Below are 12,691 nucleotides of genomic sequence, written 5' to 3'. Positions count from 1 at the left end.
CTTAAAAGGGTAAAAATATCTCAATCCGCTCCAAATTTAATATTAACGACTTGGTAAAAAAATGTTAATTAAAATTTTAAAAATCTACATAAAAACAGACTTTTTAATACCTTTAACAAACAAATTACCATTTTTATAATCATGAAAAGCATTATCATCGCAAGCACCTCAACTTTGCACGGAGGCGGATATTTAGAATACATTTTACCTGTTTTACAATCGCATTTTAAAAATTGCAAAAGCATTTTGTTTATTCCTTACGCGCGTCCAAGCGGCATTTCGCACGACGAATACACACAGAAAGCCAAAGAAGCATTTGTAAAAATTGACATAGAAGTTAAAGGAATTCACGAATTTGAAAATCCGCAGGATGCTGTAAAAAATGCAGAAGGAATATTTACGGGAGGCGGAAATACTTTTTTATTAGTTACGCAGCTTTATAAAAACAATATCATGCAGTTACTTTCTGAAACTGTAAAAAATGGCACGCCTTATTTAGGATCAAGCGCCGGAAGTAATATATGCGGATTATCGATGCAGACGACAAACGACATGCCTATCATTTATCCGCCAAGTTTCCAAACTTTAGGATTAATTCCTTTCAACTTAAATCCGCATTATTTAGACGCAGATTTGCAATCTAAACATATGGGAGAAACTCGCGAAACAAGAATTAAAGAGTTTCATGCTTTTAATTCGATTCCGGTTTTAGGTTTAAGAGAAGGAAGCTGGCTAGAAGTAAAAGGAGATAAGATTACTCTGAAAGGAGATTTATCTGCTCGCTTATTCCAGCAAAATAAAACTCCAATCGAACTAGAAACAGAAAGCGATTTAAGCAATCTGAACTAATTTATAAACCATATAAGTGATATAAGTTCATTTAAAAAATACTCAAATAAAAGAACTTAAATTTTCTTATATCACTTATATGGTTTAAAAATGATAAAAAACAAAAAAGCCTCAAACAATGTTTGAGGCTTCTAAAGAGCGAAAGACGAGGCTCGAACTCGCGACAACCAGCTTGGAAGGCTGGAGCTCTACCAACTGAGCTACTTTCGCATTAACAGGGTGCAAATATAAACAATTTTAATCTTTAAAAAAATAAAAATCTAAAAATTATTTATTTCTAGAGCGAAAGACGAGGCTCGAACTCGCGACAACCAGCTTGGAAGGCTGGAGCTCTACCAACTGAGCTACTTTCGCATTGGTGGTGCAAATATAAAAAGAAAGTTCAGTTCAAAACAAGCTTTTTCGCAAAAAAATTCAAGAAAAAACAACAATTATTTATAACTTATTTAAAATTAAAAAGTTATAAAAGTAATATTTTTCAAAAAAATCATGATTACAATTGAAGAAATTACATCAAAAGAAAATTTTATCATTCGTTAGTCAGTTTTAAGAGCGAAAAAACCAATAGAAAGCCGTATCTTCGAAGGAGACGATTTATAAACAGAGCATTATTTGCGGATAATTTGTTAATAAAAAATTAATAGGAATTATTTCCTTGTTTCAAAAAATCAGCACTATATTTGCCGAGCAAAAATCAAGACCAAATTCGTGGGATGGCAGTTTAAGAAACGCATTAAAACGATATGTGGAGAGACTTTAATCAAACATTGTAAAACCTACTACAATGCAAACAAAGTTGATTTGATTTGGTTTAACGCCAGAACGGCAGCTATTGGCTTTTATCAAAAATTGAATTATCACCCCCTAGATAAATCATTTGATATCAAAGACGTTGGCGAACATTATTTGATGTTTAAAAAATTACAAGAATGAAAAAACTTTACTTTTTATTGGTAATATGCATTGTTGTGGGCTGTAAAAAAGACACTCCCAAACCAGTTCCTGCTGCCCCTAAAAAAGCACCAGCAATTATACTTACTGATGAAAGAAAAGTAGATATTGATACCGCTATAATTGGCGCTTATAAAAGCGAAACTCTGAAACAATTTTATATCGCTTCTGAAAATCAAACCGTTTGGGGAAATCTTCAGAAAAGAAAATATGTTTTATCTCAATTAGAAAAATCAGAAGAATTAGGTTTAAATCCTGAAGATTATAAGGCATCTCAACTGAAAAAATTTGAAACCAGAATAAGCTCTCTAAGTGATAAAGATTTAGCAACTTATGATATTTTGCTGACTTATAATTTTGAAAAATACCTAAATGATCTATATAGAGGAAAACTAGATCCTAAGAAGCTTTATGACAATTGGGATCTCGATGAAAAGGCATTTGACGTAAATAATGTTTTAATTAAAGCTTTTAATAAGAACAAATTAGATAGCATTGTTGACAATATTCAGCCTAAAACCCAAACTTATAAGCAACTATTAAAAGCGCTTGAACTTATAAATACTTTTCCTGACGATGAGATTAAAACAATCGAATCGGTAGAAAAAATTGTTTTAAATGATACCAATTCCGCTTTAATCAATATTAAAAAAAGATTACGCTATTGGAACGATCTTACCGGAAGAGATAGTCTTACAAAGATATACGACAGTAAAACTTTTGAAGCTATTAAAAAATTCCAAGAGAGACACGGTTTAGCTGCTGATGGCGTTATTGGTGTGGGAACTATTAAAGCTTTAAATTATTCTAAAGAAAAAAGAAAAGAGCAAATTATTGCCAATTTAGAGCGTTGGAGATGGTATCCAAATGAATTTGCAGAGAATTATTTCATTATAAATATTCCTGATTACAGTCTTAATGTTGTAGAAAATCAAGATACTACTTTAGTTCGAAATGTTGTTGTTGGAACAAGCAAAAGAAGAACGCCTATTATTACTTCGGTTTTAAAAACGGTCGTTTTTAATCCGACTTGGACGGTTCCTCCAACAATTTTGAAAGAAGATGTTGTTCCTGCAATGAAACGAAATCGAAATTATTTAAGCAAAAAGAATATCACTATTTATGATTCTTCTGGAAATGTTGTCGATCCAGTTAATTGGAATGAGAACAAACCGAACAATTATCGTTATGTACAAAGTCCCGGATATTCTAATTCGTTGGGTTTAATGAAAATTTTATTCCCAAATCATCATAGCGTTTATTTGCACGATACCAATCATCGTAATATTTTTGGAAGAAATAATCGTTCTATGAGTTCTGGATGTGTACGCGTTGAAAATCCGTTGGAGTTGGCGCAACACATTTTAGATGTAGACGGCAACTGGCCACAAGACAGAATTGACACTATCATAGCGAGTAAAAAAACAATGAGCTTTAAAATCACTAAAAAGTACGCGCTATATCAATGGTATTGGACAGCTTGGAGCAAAAAAAATCAGCTCCTTTTCAGAGCTGATATTTATAATTTAGATTCGGATTTATATGCTAAACTAAGAAATTAGTCTTTCTTCCATCGCGAAACTTCTTGATGGATGATAAATATATAAACACGATTTATCTTTTATTAATTGAATGATTTCGTTTGTCAATCCAACTGGAAGCGCAGGACAACCTTGACTTCTACCTAATCTTTTATGATCTCTGATAAAAGACTCAGATACGTAATCTGCACCGTGCATAACTACGCCTCTTTCACGAGCATTATCATTTACGCCATTTTCTAGACCATCTAGACGTAATGAAGCACCATGTTTACCTTGGTAAATTTCTCCAGTTGCATAAAATCCTAAACTGCTTTTGAAAGAAGAATTAAGATTTGAAAATGCTGAAGCAAATTCTTCTCCAGTATTTCTTCCGTGTGCAACAAGCGAATTGTATAAAATAGTATTTGTTGTCAAATCAATAACCCACAGACGTTTTGTATTTGATGACATACTAAAATCAATAAGAGTCAAGATATTTTTCTTGATAACTCCTCTCTCTTTCAACAAATAAAATCCTTTTAAAGCTTCCGAAAAAGTTTTAAGTTCAGGCATTTTAAAATTGTTTGAATTTAGGGCACTGTAAACGCTTTCGATTTTTGAATCAACAGTTACTTTTTCAACTTTAGCAATCGTTTTTTCAGTCGCGTTCTTTTTTAGATCGGCAGTGTTTTTCGAATCTTTTGTAAAAGACAATAGTAAAAACACAAATAACGGATAAATCTTGTAAATCATTGAAATTCTTTAGGTTAAACAAAAATTTGGGTAAGGCAAAAGTAGAAAAAATTCACTCCTTGCAAAATACAAGCCTGATTTTCAGGCATTTTTTGCCTAAACTTTAACATTATTAACATAAATATGCCGATTCTGTAAGATTTTTTCTTATGGTTAAAAACTTAACATTTCGAGGAATTTTCTTAATAAATTCAAAAAAAAGTGGGGATTTTGAAACTTAAACCATAACAAATAAAAGAAAGTCAAGTCTATTTTTTATAAATTAATGTGCCTTTGAATGTATTTTACATCAAAAACTTTAATGAAAAAAGTAATTTTCATGTATTTTATTTTATTCTCAACTTGGAATTACGGCCAGAAAAAAAACAATTCAGGCCATGTACAGAAATAATGCCGCTAATTTTGAACGCATTATAGACAAAGATTTTAAACACAATGTATCTGGACTTTTAAACAATGATGCCTTAAAACACATTTTTTCTATTAGCGTAAAATATTTTATTGACTATAATGCTGTCAAAAATAAAGTCCGAAAAAGAGCTTAGCGTGAATAAATTTTAATAAATAAAGATTTCTATAATTAATTTAATATTTTTTGCTACACTTCATTTTATAAAATATAAATGTAACAAAGCTTTCTCTTCAAAGTTTAGAAATGACTTATCTTTGTAGAAAACAAAAAGTAATGAACAAAAAAGTTATCCTTATGATTTTAGATGGTTGGGGAAAATCTCCTGACCCTAAAGTATCTGCAATAGACAATGCAAATGTTCCTTTTATAAACAGTCTTTACAAAAATTACCCAAGTGCTCAACTGAGAACTGACGGATTAAATGTTGGTTTGCCTGAAGGTCAAATGGGAAACAGCGAGGTTGGACACATGAACCTTGGTGCTGGAAGAATTGTATATCAGGATTTAGCCAAAATAAATTTAGCGGTAGAGCACAAAACATTAGCAAAAGAACAAGTGTTAATTGATGCTTTTACTTACGCTAAAAACAATAATAAAAAAGTACACTTTTTAGGATTAGTTTCAGACGGTGGTGTTCACTCACATACTTCACATCTTAGAGGATTAATCGATGCTTCTCAAGAATATGGTTTAGATCAGGTATATATTCACGCTTTTACAGACGGACGTGACGTTGATCCTAAATCTGGAGGAAAATACATTCACGATTTACAAGATTACATTAAAGATACTCCAGTAAAAATAGCTTCTATCATTGGACGCTATTATGCAATGGATCGCGACAAACGTTGGGAGCGTGTAAAATTAGCTTACGATTTAGTAGTTAACGGCGTTGGAACTCCATCAACAAATGCTGTTGCAAGTGTTTTGGATAGCTATGCAAAAGACGTAACGGATGAGTTTATCGAACCTGTTGTTATTGTCGATGAAAATGCAAAACCGCTTGCTACAATTGTTGAAGGCGATGTTGTTATTTTCTTTAACTTTAGAACAGATAGAGGACGTGAACTTACTGAAGCACTTTCGCAACAGGATTTCCACGAGCAAAACATGCATAAACTAAACCTATATTATGTAACATTGACAAACTACGACGAAACGTACCAAAACGTAAAAGTGGTTTACAATAAAGATAATATCACTGAAACACTTGGTGAGGTTTTAGAAAAAGCAGGTAAAAAACAAATCAGAATTGCAGAAACTGAGAAATATCCTCACGTAACTTTCTTCTTTTCTGGAGGTAGAGAAACTCCTTTTGTGGGCGAAGAAAGAATCTTAAGAAACTCTCCAAAAGTGGCGACTTACGATTTACAGCCAGAAATGAGCGCTTACGAACTAGCCGATGCCCTTGTTCCTGAATTAAACAAAGGCGAAGTTGATTTCGTTTGTTTAAACTTCGCAAACGGAGATATGGTTGGTCACACCGGAATTATGGAAGCTGCAATTAAAGCTTGTGAAGCTGTTGACGCTTGCGCGAAAAAAGTAATCGAAGCCGCTCTTGCAAACGATTATACGACAATCGTAATTGCGGATCACGGAAACTGCGAAACTATGATTAATCCTGACGGATCTCCAAATACAGCACACACCACAAACCCAGTGCCGATTATTTTAGTTGACAAAGAATTAAAAAGCATTCAAGATGGTGTTTTAGGTGATATCGCTCCAACAATTTTAGAATTGATGGGTGTGCAACAGCCAAACGCAATGACTTGTCATTCATTATTATAAAATTTCTCAAACCATATAAGTAATATAAGTTCATTTAAACTGAACTTAAAAAAATCTCGCAAAGACGCTAAGTCGCAAAGAAATTTAAAAACTTTGCGTCTCTGCGACTTTGCGAGAACTATATTGTAGCAGAATGTAAAACTTAAAAATGTTTGAGTTACCCTATATTTCTTATATGATTTCTATTTCCACAAAGAAAACCCCCAAACTTTATATTTACTTATATCACTTATATGGTTTAAAAAACATAATGATACAATTGTTCAACTCCATAAATTACAAGTCCAATAAAACCTCCAACTAAAGTTCCGTTGATTCTAATGTATTGAAGATCTTTTCCGATTTCTAATTCTAATTTTTCCGAAACCTCTTTTCCATCCCAGCTTTTTACGGTTGAAGAAATTAAATCTCCAATCACTTTTTTATTGTTTAAAAGAACCGACAGTAAATCAATTTTAATAAAATTATTGATTTTGTCAATCATAACGGAATCTTCTTTAATTCCGTTTCCAAAAGTTTGAATTAAATTTGAAATACTATTTTTTATTGAAGACCCTTCTCCTTTATCCAAATCATTTGTAATTGAAAGCTTTATTTCGTCCCATATTCCATTGATGTAATCTTGAACTTCTTTTTTTCCAACAAAACCTAGAATTATATCGTTTATTTTAACTCTCATTTCTTCAGAGTTTTTTACTTTTTCTAAGAAATTAAAAATATATTCATCAATTTTTAAGCGAACAGCACTTTCTGGCTTTTTAGCTTCATTTAGAAAATCCTGCAAACCATTAAAAACCCCTTCAGTGATTTTTTTATCAGCCAATCCAAAACTCAATAACGGAGTAGATGCTTTTACTTTCTGCCTTATTAAATCTTTATTATTAGTCAATTCAGCACTCATTACTTCGAGAAGATTTGTCAGCATTTGATTTTTCAAATCGCCTTTCTGCAAAGGTTCTAAAGCAACAGCAACCCAATTCCCAAAGTTTATCCCTTCCATTTTTGCTGCAAACTGAACCTGAATAAATCTTTTTACATCTTCATCTTTTATGGTTCGTAAAATTCCAGGAATAATATTTACAGCAACAGCATTCGCAATTTTATCTGCATTTTCTTTTTGCGAAAGCCAATCTGAAGCTTTAGTTGCAAAGTTAAATTCGTCCAATTTAATTTCTAATTTTTCACGATTTAGAAATTCTTCTGAAACAAAATTCCCAAGATTTTCCCCTATTTCATTTTTCTTGGTTGGAATAATTGCCGTATGCCAAATCGGAATTCCCATCGGATGACGAAATAAAGCCACAACAGCAAACCAATCAGCAATTCCGCCTACCATTGCCGCTTCGCTAAAAGCCTGAAGTATCGGGATTTTAAAATAAATAGCAATGATAAACAGTAGCACTGCAAAACCTAAAAGAGCCAAAGAATTTCTCTTCATTTTCTTAAGAGCCTTTACTTTAGATATATCTTGATCTATAATAGTTTCCATGATTATAATCGTTTTTACTACTAATTTAGGGCTTTTTGGCGAGATATTAAATTAAAAAATCTAACACCAATTTCACGAATTAGCATGAATTTTAATTTAAAAAAAATTATTCAGCACAATGGAATTAGTGATAATTCGTAAAATTCGTGGCAAAAACTACATTTCACGGCAAAAAAATAACTTAAAAAATAATATTAAAAATTGTACTTTTGCGAACTGAAAAATGGAAAAAATATGATTATCCAAAAAACTAGAGAGGAAATCGAATTAATGCGCGAAAGTGCTTTAATCGTATCAAAAACATTAGGAATGATTGCTTCTGAAATTAAAGAAGGAGTTACAACATTATATCTTGACAAATTAGCCGAAGAATTTATTCGTGATCACGGTGCAGTTCCAAGTTTTCTTGGCTTGTACGATTTCCCGAATTCGCTTTGTATGAGTCCAAATGCTCAGGTTGTTCACGGTATTCCTAATAATACACCTCTTAAAAATGGAGATGTAATTTCGGTTGACTGTGGTGCTTTTAAAAATGGTTTCCACGGAGATCACGCATACAGTTTCGAAATTGGAGAAGTTGCACCAGAAGTAAAAAAACTTTTGCGTGTTACTAAAGAATCTCTTTACGTTGGAATTAGAGAATTTAAAGCTGGAAATCGCGTTGAAGACGTTGGAAATGCGATTCAGAAATATACAGAAGCTCACGGTTACGGAGTTGTTCGTGAATTGGTCGGACATGGTGTTGGGCAAAAAATGCACGAAGAACCAGAAATGCCAAACTACGGAAAACGCGGACGTGGAAAAATGTTTGTTGAAGGAATGGTTGTTGCCATCGAACCGATGATTAATATGGGAACAAGAAACATCAAACAACTAAAAGACGGCTGGACAATTTTGACTGCTGACGGAAAACCAAGCGCGCATTTCGAGCACGATGTAGCTTTAGTAGATGGAAAACCAGAATTATTATCTACTTTCCAATATATCTACAAAGCTTTAGGAATCGAAAGCAATGAAGAAGACGAATTTAGAAAAGTGCCATTAGTATTATAATACAACCCGAATCAAACCTGTGAAGAAACTATTTAAATTAGTCCTTAATACAATACCACGTCCATTATTAATTCGTTTGAGTTATGTGGCGCGTCCGATTTTAGCATTATCTTTAAAAGGAAATAAATACACTGATCCTATTGACGGGAGAAGTTTTAGATCTTTTTTACCTTACGGATACGGAAAACAACGCAATAATGTGCTTTCGCCAAGCACGCTTTCTTTAGAAAGACATCGTTTGCTTTGGTTATATCTAAAAGATCAGACAGATTTTTTTACAGCACCAAAAAAGGTACTGCATTTTGCTCCGGAACAAGCTTTTTACAAAAGATTCCGCAAGCAAAAAAATCTTGATTACACAACAACCGATTTACTTTCACCATTGGCAGATGTAAAAGCAGATATCTGTAATTTACCTTTCAAAGACAACGAATACGACGTTATTTTATGTAATCACGTTTTAGAACATATTCCAGACGATACAAAAGCGATGCAAGAATTATATCGCGTTTTAAAACCTGGCGGAATGGCAATTTTGCAAATCCCACAAGACTTATCTCGCGAAGTTACTTTTGCAGATGATTCAATTACAGACCAGAAAGAACGCGCAAAAATCTTCGGACAATACGATCACGTTCGTGTTTATGGACGCGATTATTTCGACAAATTAAGAAGCATAGGTTTTATTGTTATTGAAGAAGATTATACAAATAAAATTGCACCAGAATTGGTTGAAAAATACTGTTTAGCAAAAGGCGAAATTATTCCGCTTTGCTTTAAACAGGAAAACTAATTTTTTCAACATATAAGTGATATAAGTTCATTTAAAAGGAGTTTTCAAATTATTATTATTTTGAAAACTCCTTTTGTTTTTTGCCCAAACCTAAATTATAAGCCTAACCAAATTTTTAAATTTTGCAACCTACAAAATCATTTCAGTTCTGCTTTGACATCAGTTTTGAAAAAAATCTGAATGCCTATATTCCAACAGCATATATTGTTGAAAATACTATTGAAATCAAATATCTAGACAAAAAAGCAACTAAAGGTGTTTTGGAAAGTTTCGGAATTGATTTCGAAGATTTAGATTCTAATTCTAAAAGGATTCTCACTATTTGCGAATCTTTAAAACCTGAATTTATTTTTAAAAAATTTGGTGCAAAAATTAAATCGGCTAAAACGATTGCCGATTTAAAAAAAGATTCAAAAATTGATTTTGCGATTCGCCAGCATTTACAATTTAATTTAAGTCCGTTTTACGATTTGATTGTAAAGGAACAATTTCCGCTTTCTTTAAATTTAGGTCCAGAAAAGGATTTTTATCGATCTAGAATAAGCATTGATCCGTTGGATTTTGAACCTCAAATTCAATTTGACAAACACACAGATGGCATCACATATACGCTTTCATTAAAAGAAAATGAAAATATATTTTCGCCAATGGATAAAACCGCTGAGATTCTTTTAGACGAACCAGGCTGGCTAATTATTGACAAAAAATTAGGGCGATTAAAAGAATTGAATGCTAAAAAACTAACTCCTTTTTTGAAGAAAAAATCAATTGAAATTCCTTCAAAATTAGTTGATGATTATTTTAAAAATTTTATTCCAGCGATAGCTAAAAAAATTGATATTGAAGCAAATGGTTTTGAAATTGAACTTCGCGATCAGATTGTTTCGTGCACGATTCAACCTATTTTTGATTTTTTTAAAAACTGTTATTATCTCAATCTTTATTTTGATTATAACGGATATATTTTTGATGGAAGCAAAACTAAAAAAACGCATTCTTTTGTTGATTTCGCTGTAGCGAATGAACCTAAAATCATTCAATTTAAGAGAAGTCACGAAGAAAATTCATATACTGAGAAATTACTCGAAATTGGTTTAGAAAAAATCAAAAATGAATTGTTTGGATTGAATTCTGAAACAGAAACTTCCGATCCTTACGTTAATATTCAATTGATTATTGATCATAAAGAGAAATTGGAAAGTTTAGGTTTTACTATTGAAAATTTAAAACTAGAAAGCAAAGAAATCATTACAGAAAGCAATACAATTTCGATTGCAAAAGAAACAAAAGCCGATTGGTTTGATATTAAAATTATAATTACGGTTGGCAATTACAAGATTAATTTCAGTGAAACTATCCCGAACATAAAAAGCAAAGAAAGGCTTTTTGCATTGCCTGACGGAAACTACTTTTTAATTCCGTTAGAATGGTTTAGTAAATATGGTTCTTTGGCAAAATTAGCCAAAACAGAAAATGGAGCTTTGCTTTTACGCAAAAGCAATTTTACAGCTTTAGACGGAATTTCAGAGATTGACAATGATTTAGATCAAATTCACAAAGCTGAATTTACCGCTTCAGATCTTATAAAAGCAACTTTAAGACCTTATCAAATTGATGGAGTAAAATGGCTTTTAGGTCATTTTAACTCCAATATGGGCGCGTGTCTTGCTGATGATATGGGACTTGGAAAAACCTTGCAAACTTTATCTGTTCTGGTTTCTGTGCAAGAACAATTGGGTTTTACTACCAAAACCACCAATTTTGATTTGTTTGCAAATGAGACTACAATTGAGAGAGAACCGCTTAAAGCTTTAATCGTTTTACCTTCTTCTTTGGTTTTTAACTGGTTTAATGAAGCTGGAAAGTTTACGCCTCACTTTTCTAGAATGCAATATGTTGGAAATGATCGAAAATTACTGGCAAGCAGATTAGATTCGACTGATTTAATTTTTACAAGTTATAGTATTGTTCATCGTGATATTTCCATTTTAGAAAAATACGATTTCCGTTATCTGATTTTAGACGAAAGCCAATACATTAAAAATAAAAATTCTAAGATTTTTAAAGCCATCAATAAAATAAGCACTGGACATAAAATTGCTTTGAGTGGTACACCAATCGAGAATTCGCTTGACGATTTATGGTCGCAAATGCAGTTTATTAACCCGGAGATTTTAGGAAGCTACGCTTTCTTTATGGAAAATTTCAAAAATCCGATTGAGAAAAAACAGAATGAAGAAGTTTTAGCAGAATTAAAAAATCTTATTCAACCTTATATTTTAAGACGAACTAAAGAACAGGTTCTAAAAGACTTACCCGAATTAACCGAACAGATTTATTATTGCGATATGGATCCTGAACAGGAAAAATTATACGAAAAAGAAAAATCCAAAGCTCGTAATTTCTTGCTTAAAACTGACGGATCTCCTGATAAAATCAGCATTATTAATACTTTAATGAAATTGCGTCAGTTGAGTAATCATCCAAAAATGGTAGACGCAGAGTCGGAAATTGATTCTGGAAAATATATTGCGGTTACCAATTATCTTGAAAACTTAATTAAAGCGAAACAAAAAGTAATAATCTTCAGTTCGTTTGTTACGAATTTAAATTTCTACACAGACTGGTGTAAAGAAAACAAAATAGAGTTTTGCGAAATTACTGGCGAAACGCAAGCAAGCAAGCGAGAACAAGAAGTGAAACGTTTTCAGGAAAAAGAAAATCCATTGTTGTTTTTTATTTCGCTTAAAGCGGGAGGAGTTGGTTTAAATATTACGAAAGCTTCTTACGTTTTATTTTTAGATCCTTGGTGGAATCCTTTTGCAGAAAAACAAGGAGTTGGACGAGCGCATAGAATTGGACAAATGAACAAAGTAAATGTGATTCGTTTTATTTCTAAAAATACGGTTGAGGAAAAAATCATTAAACTGCAGGAAAACAAAAAATTGTTATCAGATTCGCTTTTAGAAGAAAGTTATATTAACGATGAAATCGAAAGTAATCTTGAATATATTTTGGGTTCTTAATAGTTAAATCCAATAGATTGGCATCTTTTTCGTTATATAAAATTGTTATAT

At 32.1% G+C, this 12,691-nt stretch carries 9 protein-coding genes and 2 tRNA genes; 7 read left to right on the top strand and 4 right to left on the bottom strand.

Features of this window, described 5'->3' with window-relative positions:
* Positions 1–141: 141 nt before the first annotated feature.
* Positions 142–849 (top strand): dipeptidase PepE, encoded by a 708-nt coding sequence (gene pepE / locus NYQ10_RS08360; RefSeq protein ID WP_289879919.1) that lies wholly within the window; start codon positions 142–144, stop codon positions 847–849.
* Between the two features lie 137 nt (positions 850–986).
* Here the strand turns inward: pepE and NYQ10_RS08355 are convergent.
* Both NYQ10_RS08355 and NYQ10_RS08350 read right to left on the bottom strand, forming a co-directional pair.
* Positions 987–1,059: transfer RNA gene (locus NYQ10_RS08355), tRNA-Gly, on the bottom strand.
* Positions 1,060–1,130: 71 nt separating this feature from the next.
* Positions 1,131–1,203: transfer RNA gene (locus NYQ10_RS08350), tRNA-Gly, on the bottom strand.
* 575 nt (positions 1,204–1,778) lie between these two features.
* Between NYQ10_RS08350 and NYQ10_RS08345 the strand changes: the two genes are divergently transcribed.
* Positions 1,779–3,362, top strand: coding sequence for a L,D-transpeptidase family protein (locus NYQ10_RS08345; protein WP_289879916.1), 1,584 nt, complete (start codon positions 1,779–1,781; stop codon positions 3,360–3,362).
* Here the strand turns inward: NYQ10_RS08345 and NYQ10_RS08340 are convergent.
* On the bottom strand, positions 3,351–4,076 hold the full coding sequence (locus NYQ10_RS08340; protein ID WP_289879914.1) for a murein L,D-transpeptidase catalytic domain family protein: 726 nt from the start codon (positions 4,074–4,076) through the stop codon (positions 3,351–3,353). The genes NYQ10_RS08345 and NYQ10_RS08340 overlap by 12 nt on opposite strands.
* 377 nt (positions 4,077–4,453) lie before the next feature.
* On the opposite strand from NYQ10_RS08340, the gene NYQ10_RS08335 reads away from it, so the two are divergent.
* The gene (locus NYQ10_RS08335; protein ID WP_289879913.1) at positions 4,454–4,621 is read left to right on the top strand and encodes a DUF5916 domain-containing protein; all 168 of its coding nucleotides are present in this window, start codon (positions 4,454–4,456) and stop codon (positions 4,619–4,621) included.
* A gap of 140 nt (positions 4,622–4,761) precedes the next feature.
* Positions 4,762–6,279, top strand: a complete 1,518-nt coding sequence (gene gpmI, locus NYQ10_RS08330; protein WP_289879910.1) for a 2,3-bisphosphoglycerate-independent phosphoglycerate mutase — start codon at positions 4,762–4,764, stop codon at positions 6,277–6,279.
* Positions 6,280–6,517: 238 nt separating this feature from the next.
* Here gpmI and NYQ10_RS08325 read toward each other — a convergent pair whose 3' ends face one another.
* On the bottom strand, positions 6,518–7,768 hold the full coding sequence (locus tag NYQ10_RS08325) for a DUF445 domain-containing protein (protein ID WP_289879909.1): 1,251 nt from the start codon (positions 7,766–7,768) through the stop codon (positions 6,518–6,520).
* Between the two features lie 234 nt (positions 7,769–8,002).
* On the opposite strand from NYQ10_RS08325, the gene map reads away from it, so the two are divergent.
* The 3 genes from map (at position 8,003) to NYQ10_RS08310 (ending at position 12,640) form a co-directional block, all read left to right on the top strand.
* A complete protein-coding gene (gene map, locus NYQ10_RS08320; RefSeq protein ID WP_289879907.1) occupies positions 8,003–8,821 on the top strand; it encodes a type I methionyl aminopeptidase in 819 nt (272 codons plus the stop codon).
* A 19-nt stretch (positions 8,822–8,840) separates the two neighbouring features.
* Positions 8,841–9,614, top strand: coding sequence for a class I SAM-dependent methyltransferase (locus tag NYQ10_RS08315; RefSeq protein ID WP_229354420.1), 774 nt, complete (start codon positions 8,841–8,843; stop codon positions 9,612–9,614).
* Between the two features lie 122 nt (positions 9,615–9,736).
* The gene (locus NYQ10_RS08310; RefSeq protein ID WP_289879905.1) at positions 9,737–12,640 is read left to right on the top strand and encodes a DEAD/DEAH box helicase; all 2,904 of its coding nucleotides are present in this window, start codon (positions 9,737–9,739) and stop codon (positions 12,638–12,640) included.
* The last annotated feature ends 51 nt before the right edge of the window (positions 12,641–12,691 follow it).

The organism is Flavobacterium johnsoniae, from assembly GCF_030388325.1.
GTDB lineage: Bacteria > Bacteroidota > Bacteroidia > Flavobacteriales > Flavobacteriaceae > Flavobacterium > Flavobacterium johnsoniae_C.
Note: the sequence above shows the minus strand (reverse complement) of the source record. Positions and strands in the feature narration are given on the sequence as shown.